This is a genomic window from Pseudomonas sp. Sample_22, assembly GCF_004307635.1.
Lineage (GTDB): Bacteria > Pseudomonadota > Gammaproteobacteria > Pseudomonadales > Pseudomonadaceae > Aquipseudomonas.
In genome coordinates this window covers 84,385-108,854 of record NZ_RCNY01000049.1, presented here as the reverse complement: position 1 = coordinate 108,854, position 24,470 = coordinate 84,385, and the positions used below count along the sequence as shown (strand labels likewise).

Annotated in this window: 18 protein-coding genes; 11 read left to right on the top strand and 7 right to left on the bottom strand. The window is 60.2% G+C overall.

From position 1 onward, the window contains the following. Positions 1-3: 3 nt before the first annotated feature. The 8 genes from D8U73_RS13020 to D8U73_RS12985 all read left to right on the top strand — a co-directional run bounded on the left by D8U73_RS13020 (position 4) and on the right by D8U73_RS12985 (position 10,496). Entirely contained in the window at positions 4-1,344 is a 1,341-nt protein-coding gene (locus tag D8U73_RS13020) for an HlyD family type I secretion periplasmic adaptor subunit (RefSeq protein ID WP_130904696.1), read from the top strand. A 1-nt stretch (position 1,345) separates the two neighbouring features. After that, entirely contained in the window at positions 1,346-2,674 is a 1,329-nt protein-coding gene (locus D8U73_RS13015; protein ID WP_056853381.1) for a TolC family outer membrane protein, read from the top strand. Positions 2,675-3,089: 415 nt separating this feature from the next. Then, positions 3,090-6,179, top strand: coding sequence for a multicopper oxidase domain-containing protein (locus tag D8U73_RS13010; RefSeq protein ID WP_241668514.1), 3,090 nt, complete (start codon positions 3,090-3,092; stop codon positions 6,177-6,179). 84 nt (positions 6,180-6,263) lie between these two features. Beyond that, the gene (locus D8U73_RS13005) at positions 6,264-6,548 is read left to right on the top strand and encodes a hypothetical protein (RefSeq protein WP_130904695.1); all 285 of its coding nucleotides are present in this window, start codon (positions 6,264-6,266) and stop codon (positions 6,546-6,548) included. 311 nt (positions 6,549-6,859) lie between these two features. Beyond that, positions 6,860-8,236 carry a pyridoxal-phosphate dependent enzyme gene (locus tag D8U73_RS13000; RefSeq protein WP_130904694.1) on the top strand — a complete coding sequence of 459 codons (1,377 nt, stop codon included), beginning with the start codon at positions 6,860-6,862 and terminating at the stop codon, positions 8,234-8,236. Then, complete coding sequence (locus D8U73_RS12995) at positions 8,233-9,411, top strand: PLP-dependent aspartate aminotransferase family protein (RefSeq protein WP_130904693.1); 1,179 nt, start codon at positions 8,233-8,235, stop codon at positions 9,409-9,411. Before D8U73_RS13000 ends, D8U73_RS12995 begins: the two co-directional genes overlap by 4 nt. Positions 9,412-9,477: 66 nt before the next feature. Continuing rightward, positions 9,478-9,972, top strand: a complete 495-nt coding sequence (locus D8U73_RS12990; protein ID WP_056853377.1) for a hypothetical protein — start codon at positions 9,478-9,480, stop codon at positions 9,970-9,972. A 71-nt stretch (positions 9,973-10,043) separates the two neighbouring features. Continuing rightward, positions 10,044-10,496, top strand: coding sequence for a hypothetical protein (locus D8U73_RS12985; RefSeq protein WP_130904692.1), 453 nt, complete (start codon positions 10,044-10,046; stop codon positions 10,494-10,496). 13 nt (positions 10,497-10,509) lie between these two features. Here the strand turns inward: D8U73_RS12985 and D8U73_RS12980 are convergent, their stop codons facing one another. Then, positions 10,510-11,079: a nucleotidyltransferase family protein gene (locus D8U73_RS12980; protein WP_130904691.1), complete on the bottom strand. Its 570-nt coding sequence runs from the start codon at positions 11,077-11,079 to the stop codon at positions 10,510-10,512. 100 nt (positions 11,080-11,179) lie between these two features. Between D8U73_RS12980 and D8U73_RS12975 the strand changes: the two genes are divergently transcribed. Continuing rightward, a complete protein-coding gene (locus D8U73_RS12975; protein ID WP_056853374.1) occupies positions 11,180-11,566 on the top strand; it encodes a VOC family protein in 387 nt (128 codons plus the stop codon). A gap of 429 nt (positions 11,567-11,995) precedes the next feature. Here the strand turns inward: D8U73_RS12975 and mqo are convergent, their stop codons facing one another. Continuing rightward, positions 11,996-13,636, bottom strand: a complete 1,641-nt coding sequence (mqo, locus tag D8U73_RS12970; protein WP_130904690.1) for a malate dehydrogenase (quinone) — start codon at positions 13,634-13,636, stop codon at positions 11,996-11,998. Positions 13,637-14,000: 364 nt separating this feature from the next. Here mqo and ilvD point away from each other — a divergent pair, with 364 nt between their 5' ends. After that, positions 14,001-15,683 (top strand): dihydroxy-acid dehydratase, encoded by a 1,683-nt coding sequence (ilvD, locus tag D8U73_RS12965; RefSeq protein WP_130904689.1) that lies wholly within the window; start codon positions 14,001-14,003, stop codon positions 15,681-15,683. A 207-nt stretch (positions 15,684-15,890) separates the two neighbouring features. Here ilvD and D8U73_RS12960 read toward each other — a convergent pair whose 3' ends face one another. The 3 genes from D8U73_RS12960 to D8U73_RS12950 are packed head-to-tail and all read right to left on the bottom strand — an operon-like array spanning position 15,891 to position 20,165. After that, a complete protein-coding gene (locus tag D8U73_RS12960) occupies positions 15,891-17,318 on the bottom strand; it encodes an aldehyde dehydrogenase family protein (protein ID WP_130904688.1) in 1,428 nt (475 codons plus the stop codon). Positions 17,319-17,327: 9 nt separating this feature from the next. After that, positions 17,328-18,635 (bottom strand): aminotransferase class III-fold pyridoxal phosphate-dependent enzyme, encoded by a 1,308-nt coding sequence (locus D8U73_RS12955; RefSeq protein ID WP_130904687.1) that lies wholly within the window; start codon positions 18,633-18,635, stop codon positions 17,328-17,330. Between the two features lie 30 nt (positions 18,636-18,665). Then, positions 18,666-20,165 (bottom strand): serine hydrolase, encoded by a 1,500-nt coding sequence (locus D8U73_RS12950; RefSeq protein WP_130904686.1) that lies wholly within the window; start codon positions 20,163-20,165, stop codon positions 18,666-18,668. Between the two features lie 189 nt (positions 20,166-20,354). Here D8U73_RS12950 and D8U73_RS12945 point away from each other — a divergent pair, with 189 nt between their 5' ends. Then, positions 20,355-21,233, top strand: coding sequence for a GntR family transcriptional regulator (locus tag D8U73_RS12945; RefSeq protein ID WP_130904685.1), 879 nt, complete (start codon positions 20,355-20,357; stop codon positions 21,231-21,233). A 203-nt stretch (positions 21,234-21,436) separates the two neighbouring features. Here the strand turns inward: D8U73_RS12945 and D8U73_RS12940 are convergent, their stop codons facing one another. Both D8U73_RS12940 and D8U73_RS12935 read right to left on the bottom strand, forming a co-directional pair. Beyond that, on the bottom strand, positions 21,437-22,723 hold the full coding sequence (locus D8U73_RS12940; RefSeq protein WP_130904684.1) for an OprD family porin: 1,287 nt from the start codon (positions 22,721-22,723) through the stop codon (positions 21,437-21,439). 114 nt (positions 22,724-22,837) lie between these two features. After that, complete coding sequence (locus tag D8U73_RS12935) at positions 22,838-24,469, bottom strand: ABC transporter ATP-binding protein (RefSeq protein WP_130904683.1); 1,632 nt, start codon at positions 24,467-24,469, stop codon at positions 22,838-22,840. Position 24,470: the final 1 nt, after the last annotated feature.

The window sequence follows — 24,470 nt, the reverse complement described above, 5'->3', positions numbered from 1 at the left end:
ATCATGCAGATGAGCCCACACACGGACCTGATTCACGCCGACCCCAGAAACGAGGTCGATCTGGACGTCGGCAAACCCCTGCGCCGGGGCATGTGGCTGGTGCTGGCCGGCTTCGGCGGTTTCCTCCTGTGGTCCTGGCTGGCGCCGTTGGATGCCGGCGTGGTTGCGACAGGCACGGTAAAAGTCACCAGCAACCGTAAAGCCGTACAACATCTGAGCGGTGGCACGGTGGAAGCCATTTTTGTTCGCGAAGGCGATGCCGTGAAACAAGGCCAGGAAGTCGTCCGCCTCGACTCACTGCGCGCCGTTGCCGAACAGGGTGCCGTAAGCGCCCAGTACATCGTCAGCAAGACCGTCGAAAACCGCCTGGAAGCGGAACGGGACGGGCGCGACGTGGTGACCTTCGATCCCGAATTGCTCAAGCGATTCGGCAATGACCCCCGTCTGGTCGCCGCCATGAATTTGCAACAGCGCTTGCTGGATACACGGCGCGCCGGCCTCGCTGGCGAAATCAGCATCCTCCAGGAAAACCTCGCGGCATCGGCAGTGCAGCTCAAGGGTCTGCAGCAGGTCTATGGCGCCCGCGCCTCGCAGATCAACTTCCTCAACCAGGAACTGCAAGGCACCCGCGTGCTGGCAGCCGAAGGCTATGTGCCGCGCAACCGCCTGCTCGAACTGGAACGCAGCAACGCCGACCTCTCCGCAGGCCAGGCGGAAAACCTGAACAACATCGCTCGCATACGCAGTCAGACCACCGAAATCAAACTGCGCATCTTGCAGCGCCAGCATGATTACCAGAAGGAAGTCGAATCGCAGCTCACCGACACCGCCAAGGAAAACACCACCCTGGCCGACCGCTTGCGGGCGCTGGACTACGAGGTGAGTCACACGGTCATTCGCTCGCCCATCGATGGCATGGTGCAGTCACTGAGCATCGCAACCATCGGCGGGATCATTCAGCCGGGCTTCAAGATCATGGAAATCGTTCCGGGCAACGAACCCCTGCAAGTCGACGCGATGATTCCCGTCCAGGCCATCGACAAAATGGTTCCCGGCCTGGACGTGGACATCGCGTTTCCGGCTTTCAACCATGCCCAGACGCCCAATATTCCTGGCCGAGTAAAGACCGTTTCCGCCGACCGCCTGCTCGACGAGGAAAGCAAGCAACCGTTCTATCTGGCTCAGGTAGAAGTCACGCCCGATGGCATGAGCCTGCTGGGCAGCAATCACATTCGCCCGGGCATGCCCGCCAGCGTCACGATCAAGACTGGCGAGCGCAACTTGATGAGCTATCTTCTCAAACCGATGCTCGAACGTGTCGACAGCGCCTTCAAGGAACAATGAAATGGACCGTCATTGCCTGATTTTCTGCCTGCTGGGATTGTCACTCCCGGCCAGCGCCATGGACCTCAAACAAGCCTGGGATCTGCTGCAATACCAAGGCCCCGTCTACCGCGCCGCGGTGCATGAAAAAGAGGCCGGCCTGGAAAACCGCGCCATCGGCCAGGCCGGCCTGCTACCGCAGATCAGTGCCTCGGCCTACGACAACAAGGTCAACGGCACCCAGCGCCAGAGCGGTGTCGAACGGGATCTGGACTACGACTCCAAGGGCGCCAACGTGCGGTTGCGCCAACCGCTGTTCAACAAACAGAAAATGGCCGAGTACCGCCAGGGTCAGCAACGCGCCGACTACAGCGTCGCGGTGTTCGATGCCAAGAGCCAGGACGCGGCAGTACGCCTGGCCGAAAGCTACTTCGACGTGCTCCTGGCCAGCGAAACCATCGTGCTCGCCAAGTCCAAATTGAACGCCTTCGATGAGCAACTCGCCTCTGCGAAACGGCGTATGGAGCTGGGGGCCGGCACCATCACTGACATCGACGAGTCGATCGCTCGCCGCGACCTGGCCGAAGCCGAGCTGATCGAAGCGCAGGACAAGCTGATCAATGCGCGTCGCAAGCTTGAGGAGTTCATCGGAGAAACCCCTGAATCGCTGACCACGTTGCGTCCCGGCTTCGAAACGCCACCGCTGCTGCCGAGCAACCTTCAAGACTGGTTGATCAAGGCCCAGACCGATAGCCCGCTGATCCATGCGCGCAGGCACAGCAGCAACCTCGCCGAAGAAGAAGTGAAGCGTGCCCGGGCTGGTCACTGGCCGACACTGGATTTTGTGGCCGGCTACACCGCAGGCGACAGCCAATCAATCTCCGAGCTCAATCAACGCAACCGCTACGGCTCCATCGGGCTGGAAGTCAATTTCCCGCTGTACAACGGCGGCGGCACCAGCGCCCTGACACGCCAGGCCAGCGCAAACAGTTTCAAGGCCCTGGATGAACTCGACGCCACGCGACAGGAAGTGATCTCCGGAACCACCCGCGAGTTTGCCGGCATACACAGCGGCGCCAAGCGCATTCAAGCGCTGGAGCGGGCCGTGGAGTCCAACGAACGCTCACTGATGTCGACACGCAAAGGCTTCAAGGAAGGCGGTACCAACACCAACTCGGACGTCCTCAACGCCGAAGAGTTGCTGTACGTTGCACGCCACGATCTGTTCGAAGCGAAGTTGCGCTACCTGATGTCGCGTCTGCGCCTGGCTTCTTCGGTAGGCAGTCTGGGTGACGACGACATCAATCAAATCAACGACTACCTTGGTCCGGAACTGCTGGTCACCAACTAACGTTCAGCTGAGAGCCGGTCGAGCCAATTGAAAACCGACCGGCTTTGCTGACCAGTCATTTTTGACATTCCCTTCTGTTGAAAAACTTTCCCTTAACCGCATATAACCCCCTGCAAATAGGTATTATTCTCTCGCAACCGCTGACTTTCTTGGATCCAAACACTGTCCAAAACAAGACAATTACCATTCGCACAAGTGGGGATCTACACCCAATAAGTTGGGGAATCACCACCAAACTTGAGGAATATCACCCACCCTCTGACCCTGTCACTTACATCACTCATCACAACAGTCAACAAAATTGAACTTTCTTTTCGCCCTGCGGTAATGGCTCATTTGTTGCTCCACCCTGTGTACCCGCATCAGCTGTCGTCCCGAACGTGGAGACGGCGGGGCATTACGCGAGGGGTGAACAATGAAAAGCCTGACACCACCATTCAATTCCATCCACTTGCTGCGCAGGTCAAGCCTGTCCTGTGCGGTGCTTCTGACCCTCAACACTGCCCATGCCGTGCCGCTCGACGACTTCAGTCAGCCGCCACCGACGGACCCCTCGGCGTATTCCAATCCGCCTGCCGACCCTGCGGCAGCGCTGGAAGCCTTGAAAACCATGCCCGAGACCAATCAGGGCGCGCTGGCCCTGCCGAACGGCGCGTACGGGGACCGCAACACTCCGCGCACTGAAAACGTGCTGCCGCCGAGCCTGCAAACCTCGTTCAAAATCCCCACCAACGGCAAACCCAGCCCATTGTTCGGGGCGCAACCCTTCACCCAGCAATTGCTGCTGTTGGAGGAGTTCGGCACGGAAAAACTCGACCCGACCCTGCCCGCGCCACCGCTGACCTTCCCCGTGCCTCTCGCTGGTCCAGCGCCACAACAGGACCCGAACAGCATCGCTCGCAGCGGCCCGTCGTGGTCAGCACTGGAAGCGTTCATGCGCCAGCCCGGGCTCTATCCGTTTCCGTCGCAATACTCCAACGTGCTGGATCGCAATCCGTGGAAGTCGCAGGTTGAAGCTTTCCTCAACCGCCATCCGATCGGTTCGCCGGCTGAAGGTCGTCCGCCGGGAAAAGGCTGGTCCCATCAGCGTTGGAACGAGTTCTACCCGCAGGTCGCTTTCAAAACCGTGCAAGCGGGCGCCAGAGTCAACGGCGGCATGCGCGACCGCAGGCAGATGCACAACTATGCCGTCGGTGAGTTCGGACCTGGTGGGCTCTATTACCAGACCTCGGACAACCCCAACATTGTCGGCACCACCAAAGGCATCGACACCCGCTTTCACCCCAACATGCCGATCCAGAACCACAAAGCGCTGTGGACCTTCGACGGCACCTTCCCGGTAAAACTGCTGATGGCGCGGCATGGCCAACCGGTGCTGATGCGTCACTACAACGCCCTGCCCATTGATCCGGCGGCCAACATGGGTTTTGGCCTGCACACCCTCAGCACCCACGAACACAACGGCCACTCCCCGGCCGAAAGCGACGGCTATACCAACGCGTTTTTCTTTCCGGGGCAGTACTACGACTATCGCTGGCCACTGCAACTGGCCGGCTACGATACCATCAACACCAAGGCCGAAGACCCACGCGCGGCGTTCCCCTGCGCGCCGGGCGAAACCCTGTTCGTCAACGATGCCAGCCCGGGCCTCAAGACCTGCAACAACGGCACCATCAAGATCCGTGGCGACTGGCGCGAAACCATGAGCACCCACTGGTTCCACGACCACATGCTCGATTTCACCGCGCAGAACGTCTACAAGGGCAACGCGGTGATGATGAATTATTACAGCGCCCTGGATCGTGGCAATGAGGCGATCGAAGACGGCGTCAACCTGCGCTTGCCCAGCGGTTCGGCATTGCCCTGGGGCAACCGCGACTATGACGTCAACCTGATGGTGGCCGACAAGGCCTGGGATAAGAACGGTCAGCTGTGGTTCAACCCGTTCAACACCGACGGCTTTCTTGGCGATCAGATCCTGGTCAACTGGCAGTATCAGCCGCGCCTGAAAGTCCGCGCGCGCAGCTACCGCTTCCGCATTCTCAACGGCTCGGTATCGCGCTATTTCCGCATCGCGCTGGTCCGCGAAATCGCCGGCACCGGCGGTGAGTTCCCGGGGCCGGCAGGTTCCGGAGTGTCCTTCGCCCGGGTGCCGTTCCACCTGATCGGCAACGACGGTAACATCATGGAACACGCCGTGCCGTTCGACGGCAGCATGGACCTGGATGCCGACGGAGACCTGCAGGACCACAACGCCATCCTCCCCGCCCAAGGCATTGCTGAGCGTTACGACATCATCGTCAACTTCGCGAAAAACGGCATCAAGACCGGCGACAAACTGTACTTCGTCAACCTGATGGCGCATCAGACCGGCAAAGGTCCGGAGATGGATCCGCTCAGCCTGGCCGACGTGCTGTCCGGCAAGTACAAGGCGGTGCTGAAGCTGGGTAGCAAAGGGCTGGAATGGGACAACGGCGATCCGGTGGTGGGCAAGTTTCTGCAACTGGTGGTCCAGCCTTACAGCGGCACGGACGTGAGTATGAACCCGGCTGATTATGAACCGGCCAAACCCGGCAAAGCCGCTGGCAAGGTCATGATCCCACTGACCCTTAACCGCGACGACCCGACCGTCCAAACCAAACTCAAGGCGGCCCGGCATCGCGAGTTCATCTTCGGCCGCTCCGACGGCACCGACCAGGAACCCTGGACGATCAAGACCGACGGTAGTTTTGGCTACCAGCATGACTCACGGCGCATCAACGCCGCCCCGCAACTGGCCAACGGCCCAACCGACGCTGGCTACAGCGGCGACGGCACGCTGGAAGTGTGGAAGATCAAGAACGGCGGCAACGGCTGGACCCACCCGGTGCACGTGCACTTCGAAGAAGGCATCGTTCTCAACCGCGACGGCAAGGCCCCGCCTGAATGGGAAAAAGGCGCGCGCAAAGACGTCTATCGCATCGGCGAAGGCATCGACAGTTCAGTGGACGTGGAAATAGCTGTCCGCTTCCGCGAGTTCGCCGGAACCTACATGGAGCACTGCCACAACACCCAGCACGAGGACACTTCGATGCTGCTGCGCTGGGACGTCGAGAAGCCTGGCCAATTCCAGTTGATGCCAACACCCCTGCCCGGCTGGGACGGCGTTACCTACGTGAACTCTGCGGCGCTGCCGACCTTTCGCACAGGCGAAGTCGAAAACAAAAAACCGCTCGCCTATCCCGACAGCGCTGTCAGCAGCGACGGCAGACCGCTGACGATAAATGTCCTGGCCAACGACAACGACCCTGACGGTAACGTACCGCTCAAAGTGACAGGCCTGACGCAACCGGGTGTCGGCAAGGGCACGGTCAGCACTGATGGCGCACGTGTGGTCTACACGCCACCGGCCACAATCGCCGCGCCGTTCACGGCAAGCTTTACTTATCAGGCCAGCGATACCAGGAACGCCCTGTCGGCACCGGCGACGGTGACTGTGACTGTCTCGGCACCGATAACCCAGTGACAGTTAGCGCAGCAACCAGGGCGGGGATTTGGCCCGCCCCTTGCTGTGGCAGCTTCAAGCACTCATCAATCGGCGGAGGTGGTCATGGCAGGACAAGCAATGATGGCAGTGCTCATCACTGCCTTGGTCGCTGCCGTGATCATCATCGCCACTGTAGCCGCAGCCGCGGTGGCCGTCTGGGTGACCGGCGCAACGTTCGCGGCCATTGGCCTTATCGAGAAAGTTGCGCCGGATATTCAACTGCTGGCCACACTCTCACTGACACCACAACCGGCAATGCTCATGGCGGCGATGCAAGCCACGGGGCTTGTGAGCATTACGCAACTGATGCAGGAAGTTAATCTGGTGATGATTATTCTCACGCTCTGAATCTTTGTTTTTCCACTTTCTCCTGCATCTATCTCCCTCGTACAGCCAGTCAAATGCAGCCCCCCAAACAGGTCACCGGATTCAGGGTATTTCCCCAACGTCGGGGTCACTGGCAGCCTTGGCAGGCTCTGCCAAATCCGCTCTGAAATCATCGCCATTGTGTCGCCCGGCAACGCGACCGACTGACCGGGAGCGGTTGCGAATGAGCCGATCCCGGCCTATGGTCCAGACACAACAATATCGACAACCGGCGCCATGACTGGCCGCCCCTTTTGTTCATCCTGTGCGCATATGCGCAGTGAGGTGACCACATGCCTGATAACTCCCGCCCCGCGGTACTTGAACTGATCGGCAACACGCCACTGGTGCGTGTCAGCCGTTTCGATACCGGCCCCTGCACCCTGTTTCTCAAGCTCGAATCACAAAACCCCGGCGGCTCCATCAAGGACCGCATCGGTCTGGCCATGATCGACGCCGCCGAGCGCGACGGTCGCCTGCGACCCGGTGGCACGATCGTCGAAGCCACCGCTGGCAATACCGGCCTGGGCCTGGCGCTGGTCGGCCGCGCCAAAGGTTACCGGGTGGTGCTGGTGGTGCCGGACAAGATGTCCACCGAGAAAGTCCTGCACCTCAAGGCCATGGGCGCCGAAGTGCACATCACCCGATCCGATGTCGGCAAGGGTCATCCGGAGTATTACCAGGACGTTGCCGGACGCTTGGCGAGTGAGATTCCCGACGCCTTTTTTGCCGATCAATTCAACAATCCGGCCAACCCGCTGGCCCACGAGTGCAGCACCGCGCCGGAGATCTGGGCGCAGACCCAGCACGATGTCGATGCCATTGTCGTCGGTGTCGGTTCGGCCGGCACACTGACCGGCTTGACCCGTTTCTTCAAGCGCGTACAGCCGGAGCTGGAGATGGTGCTGGCGGACCCGGTCGGCTCAGTGATGGCCGAATACAGCCGCAGCGGTGCCATCGGCACCCCGGGCTCCTGGGCAGTGGAAGGCATCGGCGAGGACTTTATCCCGTCGATTGCCGACCTCTCCAGCGTGCGCCACGCCTACTCGATCAGCGATGAAGAAAGCTTCGATCACGCTCGCCAGTTATTGCGCGCCGAAGGCATCCTCGGTGGCTCTTCGACCGGCACCCTGTTGGCAGCGGCGTTGCGCTATTGCCGCGAACAGACCGTACCGAAACGCGTGGTCAGCTTTGTCTGCGACACCGGCACTCGCTATCTGTCGAAGGTCTACAACGACCAATGGATGAGCGACCAGGGCTTGCTGCAAAGCAAACGCTACGGCGACCTGCGCGACCTGATTGCGCGGCGCTTCGAGGACGGCCGGGTGATCAGCGTCGGTCCCGACGACACATTGCTCACCGCGTTCCAGCGCATGCGCCTGGCGGACGTCTCGCAACTGCCGGTGCTGATCGATGGTCAGCGTCTGGTTGGGGTGATCGATGAATCCGACATTTTGCTGCGGGTACATCAGGACGCTTCGCACTTCCGCCTGACTGTCGCCGACGCCATGACCGACAAACTGCAAACCCTGCCACCCGCCGCCAGCCTCGCTGAACTGCAGGAAGAACTCGACCGCGGACTGGTGGCGATCATCGCCGATACCTCAGGCTTCCACGGCCTGATCACCCGGGTCGACTTGCTCAATCATCTACGGAGATCCCTTGCATGAGTCAGCACGATAAAACGGGCGCCGCCCATGGTTTTGCCACCCGAGTGATTCACGCCGGGCAAGAGCCGGACCCGTCCACCGGGGCGTTGATGCCGCCAATCTATGCCAACTCCACTTACCTGCAGCAAAGTCCGGGCGTACACAAGGGCCTCGACTACGGGCGCTCGCACAACCCGACACGCTGGGCACTGGAACGCTGCGTGGCTGATCTGGAGGGCGGCTCCCGGGCGTTCGCCTTCGCTTCCGGCCTGGCGACCATTTCCACGGTGCTGGAACTGCTCGATGCAGGCTCGCACATCGTTTCTGGCAACGACTTGTACGGTGGGACTTTCCGCCTGTTCGACAAAGTGCGCCAACGCAGCGCCGGGCATCGATTCAGTTTTGTCGACCTGACCGACCTGTCGGCGTTCGAGGCGGCGTTACAGGAAGACACGCGCATGGTCATGGTCGAGACGCCGAGCAATCCGCTGCTGCGCCTCTCGGACCTGGCCGCCATCGCCCGCATCTGCCGCGCTCGCGACATCATCTGCGTGGCCGACAACACCTTTGCCAGTCCGTGGATCCAACGGCCACTGGAGCTGGGTTTCGATATCGTGCTGCACTCGACCACCAAGTATTTGAACGGTCACTCGGATGTGATCGGCGGCATCGCTGTGGTCGGCCAGAACGCCGAACTGGCGGAGCGCCTGGGTTTCCTGCAAAACGCCGTGGGCGCCATTGCCGGGCCGTTCGATGCCTTTCTCACCTTGCGCGGGGTCAAGACCCTGGCGCTGCGCATGGAGCGCCACTGCAGCAACGCGCTGGAACTGGCGCAATGGCTGGAGCAACAACCGCAAGTGGCGCGCGTGTACTACCCAGGCCTGCCCTCACACCCGCAGCACGAACTGGCGCGCCAGCAAATGCGCGGCTTCGGCGGGATGATTTCCGTCGACCTCAATACTGACCTCGCCGGCTCCAGACGCTTCCTCGAAAACGTGCAGATCTTCGCCCTCGCTGAAAGCCTGGGCGGCGTTGAAAGCCTGATCGAACACCCGGCGATCATGACCCACGCCACCATCCCCGTGGAAACCCGCGCGCAACTGGGCATCGGTGATGCGCTGGTGCGGCTGTCGGTGGGGGTCGAGGACGTCGAAGACTTGCGCGCGGATCTCGCACAGGCGTTGGCACGCATTTAACGCCGCCTTAGGAGCGGATACATTCACCCTTGAACACTGGATTCACATTTTTCGGATAATCAAGACATGTCCAACCCAGAGACTTCCCTGCAAGACACCGCTGCACCCGACGGCGTTTGTTACGGCTGCGGTGGCAGCAACCCACACGGACTGCACATCAAGAGTTACTGGCATGAGGACGGCAAACATGTCGTTGCCGAGCATGTACCCGAAACCAAATACTGCGGCTGGCCGGACCTGGTCTACGGCGGCTTGATCGCGATGCTGGTGGACTGCCACTCGAACTGGACGGCGATGGCCTTTCATTACCGTCAGGAAAACCGCGAAGTCGCGAGCCTGCCGCGGATCAATTGCGTCACCGGCAACCTGGGCATCAAATTCATCAAGCCGACACCCATGGGCGTGCCGCTGACGTTGCGGGCGACCGTTGAAGGCGAAGTCGGACGCAAAACCCGAGTCATCTGCGAGGTATTCGCCGGGGACGTGCTGACAGCGGTGGGCGACTCGGTTTTCGTCCGGGTCGACACCGGGCAACTCGCCGACGCCGCGCACGGCCGATAGCGCAGCGCCGCTGTGAGCCGCAGAGTGATCAATCAGCGACATCCGCTCATGTTCAACAAAGGAGTGCAGCAATGAAACTCAGACATTCACTGGCGGCGCTGACGATCACCCTCGGTGTCTACGGCTGCACCTCATCCTCAAACCATGGCTTCTTCGTGAACCTTGATGCGACCCGACAGAATGCCGGTCAGATCGGCAATGTCACGTTGTCCGATTGGGGCAAACAGACCGGACTGAGCTTCTTCATCAGCGGCGCTCCAATGGGATCCACCCTGCCCTTGCGCCTCTACAGTTTTATCAACAAAGGCAGCTGCCAGCAGCCCGGCCCGGTCGCCTACGCCATGAACGACCGGGTCAACACCGAGCGCCAACCCATACGCGGCTGGACCTTTTCCAGAAGCGTACCGGTGGCATTACCTGAACTGCTGACCAGTGAGCATCACATACTCGTGCGCACGGCTGCGACCGATGGCAACGTTGATATTTTTTGTGGGGATATCAAGCAGGCAGCGGCATCGAAGTAACCACCACCAGCATTCATGAAGGCTGCGGCTCGATGATCCTCAGCCAGGGCCAGCGCGCCTGGTAACTTTTGGCCTTCTGTTCGAACAGTTCGATTTTGGGATTCTTGGGATTGATACGCAGCAGTCCTGACTCGGTGTCGGCCAGCCCATTGGGCGCGTAGACTTCGCCGGTGACGACATCCAGACCGATGCAGGTACCCGTAATCAGGTACCGATCAATCCCGTCCTTGGCTGATTCAAGCTGAGGATAGGCCCCACCAAATCGCTGGCCGTACCAGAGATGAACGCGGGCCTGATTCTTGATTTCGATGTTGGCATCAAGGTCGTGGAACAAGCGTTGGGCGGCTTGGATGACATCGTTCTCAGCCTCCCATGACAAATCATCATCGAAGTAGAACACGTCGTAATCCTTCACCCCCCAAGCCGTCGACTGTTGCGATTGACGATTCCACACCGCCTGGAACAAACATCCGGCAGTCAGCATGCACTGGTTCAGACCCAGTGCGGGCAGGCGCCTGCTGATTTCAGCGTTCAGGGGATTGGTCATGGCGATCCTGACCAATGCTTCGTTCGTCAATGTCATGTTTTAACCTCGATCCCTGTGGTCGCCCATCGTAAACACCGGCACCGCCACCCGCTACGCTGTTTTCAGAATACTGCGCTTCATCCAGGAGGAAAAACTCATGAAAATCGTAGTCACCAGCGTGATGGTCGACGACCAGGACAAGGCACTGGCCTTCTACCGGGACGTACTCGGTTTTGAACTCAAGCATGACATCCCGATGGGCCAGTTCCGCTGGCTGACGCTCACCTCGACCGGCGATCCAGACGGCGTCGAATTGCTGCTGGAGCCCGATGCCCATCCGGCAGCGAAACCGTTCAAATCGGCGATCAAACAGGACGGGATTCCCTACACCTCATTCGGCGTCGACGACGTTCACGCCGAGTACCAACGGCTGCTCGCTGCTGGCGTGCACTTCACTCAGCCACCAACAGCGATGGGGCCGGTGACGACCGCGGTGTTCGATGATACGTGCGGCAATCTGATCCAGATTGCGCAAAAGAACTGAACAGTCGTTCACACCGGCGAAATGGTCGCGAGCACGCCAATCAGAATCGTCACAACCAAAAATCCACCGAGGAAAATCGCCATTTTGCCCATAAAGGCCTCCTGCATATTGAAGTTGCGGTGCACCGCGCCCGAGTCGCGGAACGGGTCACTATAGTGAGGCGCAAACTGCACTCATTACAGATGCAGAAAACATAAAATAATACGGATCAGATACAACTCCCTGTAGGAGCGAGCCTGCTCGCGATGGGCGTCAACGATAACGCGTGCTTCCTGAAGAAACACGGGCGCTCTCAGGTGCATTGCGAGCAGGCTCGCTCCTACAACCGACAGCTCACAAAAAACCCGCTGACCGTTACCGGTTCAGCGGGTTTTCTTTACTGCGGATCAGCTAAATCAGGCATCCCACCTCAACGGCAGAACAACTGGATCACAAAGCCATATCAGCCGCAGCATTTTCCTTCGGTGCTTTCGGTGCTTCTGCCGGAGCCGGAGTAGCCACCTGGCCAATCGCCGGCGGCGGGGTCAGTTCCAACACCTTGGCGGTGTAGGCCCACTCCTGCGCAACCTTTTCAGGGCTGGCGTTCAGTTGTGTGCCATAGCTCGGCACGATCTGGTGCAGTTTTTCCTGCCAGGCCGGGGTGGCGACCTTGTCCTTGAAGACCTTCTGCAGCACGCTCAGCATGATCGGTGCGGCGGTCGAAGCACCTGGGGAAGCGCCCAGCAGGCCGGCGATGGTGCCGTCTTGCGAAGCGACGATTTCGGTGCCCAGTTTCAGCACACCACCGGCGGCTTCGTCACGCTTGATGATCTGCACGCGCTGGCCCGCTTGCCACAGGCGCCAATCTTCGGCCTTGGCATTCGGGAAGTATTCTTTCAGGGCGTTGAGGCGGTCTTCGTCCGACAGCATCAGTTGACCTGCAAGGTACTCGACCAGCGGGTATTCCTTGATGCCGACCTTGGTCATCGGCCACACGTTGTGCGTGGTGGTGGTGGTCAGCAGGTCCAGGTAGGAACCTTCTTTGAGGAACTTGGTGCTGAAGGTCGCGAATGGGCCAAACAGGATCACGCGCTTGCCGTCCAGCACACGGGTGTCCAGGTGCGGAACCGACATCGGCGGTGCGCCAACGGAAGCTTTACCGTAGGCCTTGGCCAGGTGTTGCTCGGCGAGGGTCGGGTTTTCGGTCACGAGGAACGAGCCGCCCACCGGGAAACCTGCGTATTCCTTGGCTTCAGGAATGCCGGACTTTTGCAGCAGATGCAGGGCACCGCCGCCGGCACCGATGAACACGAACTTGGCGTCGGTTTCGGTTTTAGTACCGTCTTTCAGGTTTTTGTAGCTGACACGCCAGGTGCCGTCGTCGTTCTTGGTGATGTCCTGCACTTCGCTGGACAGCTTCAAGTCGAATTTTGGCGTGGTTTGCAGGTGCGCAACGAACTGACGGGTGATTTCGCCGAAGTTCACGTCGGTGCCGATCGGGCTCCAGGTGGCCGCGACTTTCTGGTTCGGGTCACGCCCTTCCATCATCAGCGGGACCCACTTCTTGATCACAGCCGGGTCTTCGGAGTACTGCATGCCGGCGAACAGCGGGCTCGCTTGCAGGGCTTCGTAGCGCTTTTTCAGGAACTTGATGTTGTCATCGCCCCACACGAAACTCATGTGCGGCGTGGAGTTGATGAACGAACGCGGATTCTTCAACACGCCTTGCTGAACCTGCCAGGCCCAGAACTGACGGGAAATCTGGAAGGCTTCGTTGATTTCAACGGCCTTGGGAATCGACACGTTGCCCTTGTCGTCTTCCGGGGTGTAGTTCAGCTCAGCCAGGGCGGAGTGGCCGGTACCGGCGTTGTTCCAGCCGTTGGAGCTTTCCTGGGCGACACCGTCGAGGCGCTCGACCATTTCCATCGACATGCCAGGTTCCAGCTCATTGAGCCACACACCCAGGGTCGCGCTCATGATGCCGCCGCCAATCAGCAGCACATCGACTTTCTTGGCTTCTTCGGCCTGAGCCGTCGTCATCCCCAACGACAGAGCCAACCCCAGCAGGGCTGTGTTCACTTTTTTAAACATCTGTAGCACCTATGATAAAACGCCATCCGCCCTTCCATCCTCGCGCGCACAGCCATGTTTCACGGCAGATCATGGGTGCGGCACAGCAGGAATTCCGGGTGGGCACACAAGGCCGATGTCTGTGCATCGACCCCCGTTATATGTCCCTACTGAACTGACTTCTTATCTTTTTTGGCTTCAGCTACTTGAGCGACAGTGATTCTGTTCGCCCGTCTCATGGACAGGAAAACTGAATAGGTCAAACCAAGTTGCGCCAAGAATATCACGACAAGGCTCACCCGCGCGTCTGTTCCCGACTCGTGAGTCCGGCTCGACGCGGCGGGACCTCTATACTGATGCTGTTTGCCTCAAAGGATGCATTGTCATGAGCGATACAGACTATCTGCGCAAGTACTCCTCCCAAGTGATCGATGGCGTCGAAGCCGCACCCGCCCGGGCCATGTTGCGCGCGGTGGGTTTCACCGATGACGACTTCAACAAGCCGCAGGTCGGCATTGCCTCGACCTGGGCGATGGTCACGCCGTGCAACATGCACATCGACAAGCTGGCGCTGGAAGTGGAAAAAGGCGCAAACGCCGCCGGCGCCAAAGGCGTGATTTTCAACACCATCACTATCTCCGACGGCATCGCCAACGGCACCGAAGGCATGAAGTACTCGCTGGTGTCCCGCGAGGTCATTGCCGATTCCATCGAGGTCGTGGTCGGTTGCGAAGGCTTCGACGGATTGGTGACCGTGGGCGGCTGCGACAAAAACATGCCGGGCTGCCTGATCGGCATGGCGCGGCTCAATCGGCCGTCGATCTTCGTCTATGGCGGCACCATCCGCCCCGGTGCCGGCCACACCGACATCATTTCCGTGTTCGAGGCCGTCGGTCAGCATGCCCGCGGCGACATCAATGAAATCCAGGTCAAGCAGATCGAAGAAGTGGCGATCCCCGGCCCCGGTTCCTGCGGCGGCATGTACACCGCCAACACCATGGCCTCGGCTATCGAAGCGCTGGGCATGAGCCTGCCGGGCTCAAGCTCTCAGGACGCCGTCGGCGGCGACAAGGCCTCGGACAGTTTCCGCGCCGGCCAGCAAGTCATGGAACTGCTCAAGCTCGATTTGAAACCGCGGGACATCATGACGCGCAAGGCTTTTGAAAACGCCATCCGCGTGGTGATCGCCCTCGCCGGCTCGACCAATGCGGTGCTGCATTTGCTGGCCATGGCCAATGCAGTGGATGTCGAGTTGACCCTGGACGATTTCATCGAGCTGGGCAAGATTTCCCCGGTGGTCGCCGACCTGCGCCCCAGCGGCAAATACATGATGAGCGAGCTGGTGGCCATCGGCGGCATTCAGCCCCTGATGAAACGCATGCTCGCGGCCGGCATGCTGCACGGCGATGTCATGACCGTCACTGGCAAGACTCTCGCGGAAAACCTGGAGAACGTGCCCGACTATCCCGAAGGCCAGGACGTGATCCTGCCCTTCGACCGGCCGATCAAAAAGGATTCGCACCTGGTGGTGTTGCACGGCAACCTCTCGCCGACCGGCGCGGTCGCCAAGATCACCGGCAAGGAAGGCTTGCGCTTTGAAGGCACGGCCCGGGTCTACCACGGTGAAGAAGGTGCGCTGGCTGGCATTCTCAGCGGCGAAGTTCAGCCCGGCGAAGTGATCGTGATCCGCTACGAAGGGCCCAAGGGCGGGCCGGGTATGCGCGAAATGCTCTCGCCAACGTCGGCGGTGATGGGCAAGGGTCTGGGCAAGGATGTGGCGTTGATCACCGATGGTCGTTTTTCCGGGGGTTCCCATGGTTTCGTGGTCGGGCATATCACGCCGGAGGCCTTTGAGGGCGGCCCGATTGCGTTGATCGAGAATGGCGACAAAATCACCATCGACGCCGAAACACGGCAGCTTACGCTGGATGTGTCCGAGGCTGAGCTGGCCGAGCGCAAGTCGCGCTGGGTGCGGCCGGAATCGAAGTACAAGCGCGGGGTGTTGGCCAAATATGCGAAGACCGTGTCCAGCGCTTCGGAGGGGGCGGTGACGGATAAGTATCTGTGAGCCGAAAAGGTGTGCTGCCTGACCTGGCGCATTCAACTTGCCCGCGATGGCGGCGGCTCAAGTGCCATCAATGCTGAATGTGCCGGCCTCTTCGCTGGCAAGCCAGCTCCCACAGGGTTTTGCGGCGTGCCTAAATCATGCGGCAACCACAAGACCTTGTGGGAGCGGGCTCGCCCGCGATGACGGCGCTGTTAACCACCGAAACATTCAGGCGCCCGACCCATACCCAAACATCGACTTCACTTCCAGGTAATCCTCCAACCCGAACACGCCCCATTCACGACCATTGCCCGACTGTTTATAGCCGCCGAACGGCGCGCCGTTGTCCGCCTTGCTGCCATTGAGGTGGACCATGCCCGTGCGCAAGCGTCGCGCCACTGCACGAGCGCGCTCAAGCGAACCCGACGTGACGTATCCCGAAAGTCCATAAGGGCTGTCATTGGCGATCGCGACGGCTTGGTCTTCGGTGTCATACGCGATGATCACCAATACGGGTCCGAACACTTCCTCCCGGGCAATCGGCATATCCGGGTGGACGTCGGCAAACACCGTCGGCCGGACGTAATACCCCAACGACACACCGTCGGGACGCCCTGTGCCACCGCATACCAAGTGTGCTCCTTGATCGATGGCGGCACCGATCAGAGCCTGGACCCGTTCGAATTGCGCGACATTCGCCAGTGGCCCCATGGCGCTGGCCGGCTGACTGTCATCGAAACAGATCTGCGCGGCAACGGACCGGGCGATCTCGATGGCCTGCGCCTGCATTGACCGAGGTATCAACAGACGGGTCGGCGCATTGCAGGACTGACCGCTGTTGCGAAAACAACTGCTCACAGCGTGGCGCACCGCCGTCTCGATATCGGCATCGGCGAGGATCAGGTTGGCCGACTTGCCGCCCAACTCCTGGGATACACGCTTTACCGTATCGGCAGCGGACTTGGCCACGGCAATGCCCGCAGCTGTAGAACCGGTGAACGAAACCATATCGATTTGCGGATGCCGGGCGATCCCATCGCCGATCGTCGGGCCATCGCCATTGACCAGGTTGAACACGCCCTTGGGCACGCCGGCACGGTGAAGAATGTCGGCCAGCAACATGGCAGACAGCGGAGCTTTTTCGCTTGGTTTGAGCACCATGGTGCAACCGGCGGCAAGAGCCGGTGCGAGCTTGCAGGTCAGTTGATTGAGCGGCCAGTTCCAGGGGGTGATCAATCCGCAGACGCCAATCGGCTCACGGCTGATCAGTGTCGTGCCGTGATGGCGGTCGAACTCATAGCTACGCAGCACTTCGAAGGCCCGCTGCAAGTGACCAAGCCCCGCAGGCACGTGTGCATTGCGCGCCAGTGACAATGGCGCGCCCATCTCCCGGTGCACCAGTTCGACCAGCGCTTCGCTATGTTGTCGATAACCTTCGATGATCGCACCCAGCAGGTCCAGGCGTTCCTCCCGCGACCATTGTGCGTACTGCGCAAATGCGCGTCTTGCCGCCGCCACAGCCCGGTCGAGGTCGGAACGAGTGCCGAGCGTGATCGCGCCGATGGAACGCTCGGTGGTCGGGTCGATCACCACCATGGATTCGCCCGCCAGGGGCTTGACCCACTCGCCATCAATGTAGAAATCGAGGTAATTCATCGGGCCTCCTCAGGCGACTTGATCGAGTACCCGCTGCAAGGTGTCGAAGATCAGCGCAATCTGTTCTTCGCTGATGATCAGCGGTGGCGACAGCACGATGTTCTCGCCCGAGGCGCGCACCAGCAGCCCGGCGTCGAAGCAGCGCTGCGCGACTTCCGCAGCCCGGGCACCTGGCGCGCCCTCGCGGGATCTCAGCTCGACGGCGCACAGCAGACCGATGGCCCGAATGTCCTGCACCGACGGTTGCTCACGCAACGCCAGCGCTGTTTTCTGCCAGACGGGAGCAACTTGTCGGACGTGAGCGTTGATGCCCAATTCCTCATGCACAGCGAGGGTCGCCAGTCCCGCTGCGCACGCCAGCGGATGGGCCGAATAGGTGTAGCCATGCATGAATTCGATGGCTTGCTCGGGGCCGGTCATGAACGCGTCATACACCGAACCGCTGACCAGCACGGCCCCCATGGGCACGGCGCCGTTGGTCAAGCCCTTGGCGAGGGTCATCAGGTCCGGCGTCACTGCGAATGTCTGGGCGGCGAACGAGTGCCCCAACCGACCGAAACCGGTAATCACTTCATCGAAAATCAGCAACACGCCGTGGCGATCGCAAATCTCGCGCAGCTTCTGCAAGTAACCCAGGGGCGGCGCATAGACGCCACCAGAACCGGTCACCGGTTCTACGATGACCGCCGCCACCGTCGAAGGGTCGTGCACCTCCAGCAGTTGCAGCAATGCATCGGCATAATGCGCGCCCTGTTCTGGCTGGCCGGCGCTGAAGCGCAGGCCGGCGTCATACGGCAGCGGCAGGTGTGCAACGTCGCCAAGCAATGGTCCGAAATCACGTTTCTGCCGACCGATACCGGACACCGATAACCCACCAAAGCCCATGCCGTGATAGCCCTTGGCTCGGCCGATCAGTTTGGTCCGGCGACTGTCGCCACGGGCCTGATGATAGGCGCGGGCAATTTTCAAGGCAGTGTCGACGGCTTCGGAACCTGAGTTGGTGAAGAACACCTTGTCGAGTCCCGCCGGAGCAATCGCCACCAATTTGTCAGCCATGGCGAGGGCTGCCGGGTGGCTCATCTTGAACGAGGATACGAAATCCAGACGCCCCGCCACCTCGCGGATCGCGTCGACGATTCGTGCCTGTCCGTGACCGGCGTTGACGCACCAGAGTCCGGCCATGGCGTCGAGTACGCGGTGGCCGTCGGTGGTGGTGTAATGCATACCCTCGGCGCTCTCGAACAGCGTCGGCTGGCGATTGAACTGACGCATCGGGGTAAAGGGCGCCCACAGCGCGGAAGTCGAAATCGGGTTCATCTACTGTGCTCCATCCAATTAATCAGGGGGTCAGATCCGGGTGCCGGTCAGTGTCGAGCGCTGCATCGATCCGGCATTGGTGTTAACGCCGCGATCGAACAGCAAGTGGCCGTGCTCCAGGCGACAGCAGACGTGGTCGCCGAAAGCGGTTTCGACAAAGCGCCAGTCCATCCGCAATTCGCCTTGCTCGTTCCAGCGTCCGTGGGCGATGACCGGGGTCTGTTCCGGTTGGTATTGATGATGCAGATAATTGCCGGTGATGCTGGTTTGCGACTCTACCGGCTGGCGCAGGCCGACTCGCAAGCGGTGCTGTCCGCGATGATCAACGAGGGTGAAATCGCAATAGTCATCGCGAAAGTCGAAGCCCAGCTCCAGCACTCCGTCCTCATTTGGCGCCACGGCGAAGCGACCTTGCAGGTGGGTGGCGCAGGGCGATTCACTCAAGCCTTGCAGGGTTGGCAGGCACAAGGTGTCGATCAGCTCGTCGAGTTGCGTTTGGGTGGAATGCGGATCGGTGGCCGCACGGCCCAACGCCGGGAACAAATGGTCCCAGATCGCTGCTTTCAAGCGTCGTTCGCCCAGGCGCAAACCGCAGGTTAAGACGATCACCGTGTCCTGGTCCGGCAGCACCATGCAGTACTGGCCGAATACACCCGAGGCGTAATATCCGCCTTGCTCGGTCATCCACCATTGATAGCCATAGCCGTCCTGTCGCGCCTCAGTGTTGCGGTCATGACTGCGCGGCAGATACTGCTTGCCGTCGAATTCCCCCATCCACACCTCTTCGACCTGATTGCGAGTGGCGTCGGCGATCCACTGTGGGGACAGCAACTGTCGTCCCTGCCACTGGCCCCGATTGAGGTGCAACACGCCGAATTTCAACGAATCTTCGGTGGTGCAGCTCAGGCCATTGCCGCCAGAATTGAAACCGCCGGGAGCCAGATCCCACTCCAGACGGTCCAGCCCCAGATAATCCAAAACCCGCTCCTGCAACAGCTCATGCATGGTTTTGCCGCTGACCTGCGTAACAATCGCCGACAGCATGAAACTTGAAGCACTGCTGTAGATGAAGTCCTTACCCGGTGGCACTGCTACCGGCTCATGCAGAAAAGCTTCGACCCAACTGGTTTTCAGGTTGCGCCAGTCACCGCCGGAAATGCCCCGCTTGTGGCCGGTGCGCATGGTCAGCAAATCTTCCACGGTCATGGCGGCGAGGTTTTCACTGATCTCGACCGGGCACAGCTTGGGGAAAAAGCTGACCACTTTGTCGTCTAGCTTCAAGCGTCCATCGTCGATCAGCAGGCCCACGGCCGTGGCGGTCCAGCTCTTCGTCGCCGAGTGCTGTACATGCATGCGCCGCGCCGAGTACGGGCGCCAAAAGGCTTCTGCCACCACCGCGCCCTGGCGATAAAGCATGAAACTGTGCAGCTCAAGCCCGGCGTTCTGCACCGCCGAGATAAAGTCAACGACCCCTTGAGGGTCGACACCTCGTTCATGAGGCAAGGCTCTGGGCAGGGGTTCATAGGTCATGACTAACTTCCTCAAAATTGCCGTTTCTCTGCGAATCAATGTTTTTATATATCAAATAATACGTTTTTTAATTTATCTACCACTGCATGCCTGTATTTAAAGCCTCTATAATTCAGCTTCCGCTGCTTCGAAGCGTTTTGTACTTTTCGGGTATCCTTGCCTCCCCTGTCACAGGAACGACAACGCGCCATGGCTCAACTCACCTCGCTGCAGACCAAGGTCGCCGGCCAGATCCTTTCCGCCATTCAGTCCGGCGACCTGCAACCCGGTAGCCATCTCAAGGAAGTGGAACTGAGCCAGCGATTGGGCGTATCCCGCTCGCCTATCCGCAGCGCCCTTTCCTACCTGGCCGAGCAGCAATTGATCGAGCCCTTGCCTCAACAGGGCTTTCGCGTTCCTCTGCAAACTTCTGCCGGTCTGGCGGAGCAGTTCGATGAACTGCACAACGAGGAAGATGAGCTTTACACCCGGCTGATCGACGACCGGCTGAATCAGGTCTTGCCCGACCAGATCTCCGAAAGCGATCTGCTGCGGCGCTACGGTGCCGGTAAAAGTGTGTTGCGCCGCTGTCTGCTGCGGCTCTCCGATGAGGGCGTCATGCAGCGCAAACACGGCCATGGCTGGATGTTCCTGCCTACCCTGAGCAGTCCCCAGACGCGCTTCGAGAGTTATCGCTTCCGCATGCTGGTCGAACCCGCCGGCCTGCTGGAACCGACGTTCAAGATCAATGCCGAGCAGTTCCGGCGCTGCCGGGAACGCCAGCTCGAACTGCTCGAAGGTCAGGTCGACGGCCAGCGGTTTTTCGAATGCAACGCCGAGTTCCATGAACTGCTCGCTGCGGCATCCGGCAACACCTACATTCTTCAGGCGATCCAGCAGCAGAACCGCTTGCGTCGGCTGACCGAGTTTCATTCGGCGAGCAATCTCGAGCGTGTGAAAGTTTCTTGCCGCGAGCACCTGGCGATTCTTGATGCACTGGAGCAAGGTGATAACGAATGGGCCTCGACCCTGCTGCATCGGCATTTGGAAGTGGCCAGCAAGATGGGGGTTGCACGCAATAAGGCCTGAGCCGGAACTCATTTGCCCTGTAGGCGCAGAGCTTGCTCGCGATGGCGTCACCACTGAAAAATATCCGTTGATTGATACGCCGCCATCGCGGGCAAGCCAGCTCCCACAGGGATCGAGTACATCGGCCAAATTCCGGTGGGCTGGCAAGCCGCCATCGCGAGCAAGCTCGCTCCTGCAGGAGATCAGCGTGCACAGCCAGCGCATCACCAAAGCGCCACGGTGTAACCGAGGATCACCCGGTTTTCGTTCATGTCGCGCAGGTAATTGGCTTTGCTCAACCCATTACGCCAGCGCAGCGAAACACCCTTGAGCGCCCCGGACTGAAACACATAGCCCAGATCGATATCCCGCTCCCACTCGCGGCCCTCACCAGCAAACCCAAGGACTTCAGCTTGATCGCCCTTGGCCCAGCGAGTGGAAAACGTCAGCCCCGGAACTCCCAACACCGCGAAATCAAAGTCGTAGCGCGCATGCCAGACCCGCTCGTTGGTCTGGGAGAAATTGCTCAACTGATACTCGGAAAACAGGTAAGTGTTGGTGCCATCCACATAGGTAAAGGGCGTGTCGCCATATTGCTCCTGATAACCGCCGCCCAGGCTGTGGCCTTTAAAGCTGTAGGCAACCCGCGTACTCAATGCGCGGTTGTCGACCTTGCCTGCCAGCCCAGCACCCGCCTTGTCCGCGTCGAAGTAGCGGATGTCGGTTTTCAGCGTGCCGCCACCCAGCGCGAAGCTGTTTTTCAGGCCGACGTAGTGTTGCTGGTAGATGTCTTCCAATTGCGCAAAGTGGTAGGTCAGGGTCAGGTTGGGACTGAGCTTGTAATCGCCGCCGACAAAATTGAACTCGTCACTTTTGGCCGAACTTTTATAGGCGCCGCTTTGACCGGTCAGACCCATCTCTTCGTAGTCGGTCGACTCACGTTGTTTGGTCCGATTGATCTGGCCACCCGTGAGAGTCAGGTTCTTGATGTCCGCGGATGTCACTTGCGTGCCTCGGAAGGATTGCGCAAACAACCGGCTGGTATTCGGTTGCAAGGTCGGCAGGTCGGGCAGCAGATAACCGCTGCGCAATTCGCTTTTGGCGATACGCATTTTCCCGGTCACACCCAACTTGGAGTATTCGTCGTGGGCACGCTTGGCATAGCTCGGCTTTCCAGGCTCTGCTTCGTTGTTCCGCGACAGCAGGCCCGAGCCGGAACGGTCGGGGCTGGAGTCGAGTTTCAAACCGAGCATGCCGATCGCATCCACGCCAAATCCCACCGTGCCCTCGGTGAACCCTGACTTCACATTGAGGATGAAACCCTGCGCCCATTCTTCGCGTTTGGATTGCCCGGCGTCCTCACGATAATCGCGGTTGAAGTAGTAGTTCTTCAGCTCCAGATCGGCCTTGCTGTCCTTGATGAAATCGGCCTGGGCCGGGGCGCTCAACAGGCCCCCGCCCATCAGGCTGACACCGGTCATGATCAGGTTGAGGTTGCTGTTGTTGCTCATTGCGTGGCTCCTGGCAGTCATCGTGAGTGAGTGGGTCTTATTGTTTTTCGGACATGACTTCCCCCTTCGCGCCGGTTTCGGGACTGGCGCGCGAGGTGCAATCAGGGTGTTAAATCAAAAACTGGCCGGGCGTAATCGGTAGCCGCCGTCGGCGAGTTTTTCCAGAGGACTGGCCGCCGCCAACAACTGGCGTGTGTACGGATGCTGCGGATAGTCGAAGACCTGCTCGCGAGCGCCGATTTCGACCACTTCGCCCTGGTGCATGACCGCCACCCGGTGCGCAATTCGCTCCACGGCTGCCAGGTCATGGGAGATGAACAGGCAGGCAAAGCCGTACTGCGCCTGCAAACGCTCGAACAATTCCAGAATCTGCTTCTGGATGGTCATGTCCAACGCGGAGATCGGCTCGTCGGCAATCACCAGTTGCGGATGTCGCACCAAGGCGCGACCAATGGCGACGCGCTGGCGCTGGCCACCGGACAGTTGATGTGGGAAGCGTTCGACAAACTGCTCGCCAAGGCCCACATCACGCAATGTCTGCGCGACTCGCTCGCGACGCTGGGCAGCATTCAGGCCAGGTTCATGCCGCAGCGGCTCAGCGAGAATCTCGCCGATTCTCATCCGCGGATTGAGCGAAGAATACGGGTCCTGAAAAATCATCTGGCATTGCAGGCGATGGGTCCGGTTGGCGGCCTTGAGAATGTCGACACCCTTGAACCGAATCGCCCCGGCACAGGGTTTGATCAAGCCCACCAGCGAGCGGCCAAGAGTCGTCTTGCCCGAGCCACTGCCGCCGACCAGCGCCAGCGTTTCCCCTGGTGCAATGGCCAGGCTGGCGCAATGCACCACCCGTTTGTACTGGCGTTTGCCCCAGAAGGATGGCGGCCCGGGATGCTCAATGCACACCTGATCAACTTCCACCAACGGGCCGTTGCTCGCCGGCAGCGCGGCCAGTTCGCCACGTCGTGGCAAAGCCTCGAGCAGCTGGCGGGTGTACTCGGCCTTGGGTGCCAACAGAATCTCGTTGATCGTGCCCTGCTCCACCGATTTGCCGTGACGCATCACCACCACTTTGTGCGCATAACGTGCCACCAAAGACAGGTCATGACTAATGAACAGGATCGCCGTGCCCTGCTCCCGGGTCAGTTCAAGCATCAACTCGATGACGTCCAGTTGTGCCAGGCAATCGAGCGCGGTCGTCGGCTCATCGGCAATCAATAGCGCCGGGCGCAGCAACATCACCGAGGCCAGCATGATCCGCTGACGCATGCCACCGGAAAACTGGTGCGGGAAAGCTTCCAGGCAGCGTTCGGCGTCCTTGATGCCGATGCGTCGCAACATGGTGAGACAACGCTCGCGGATCTGCCCGGCATTCAAGTCAGTGTGCAGTTCCAGTGCTTCGCTCATCTGCTGGCCGATCTTCAAGGCCGGATTAAGCGACACCATTGGCTCCTGGAACACCATGCCGATACTCGCGCCGCGAATGGCGCGCAGCCCGGCGGTGCCTGCAGTCACCAGATCACGCCCCTGGAAATCCAGGCGGCCGCCGCAGACTTGCATCGGTAACGGCAACAACCCGATCGCCGCCCGAGCGGCCATGGTCTTGCCGCTGCCGGACTCACCGACCAGGGCCACGATCTCACCGGGTGCGACGCTGAAGCTCAGGTCATCGACAGCCAGCGGCCCATGCTCACCCACGCGGATCTTCAGGTTTTCCACGCTCAACAAAACATTGGTGGACGACATG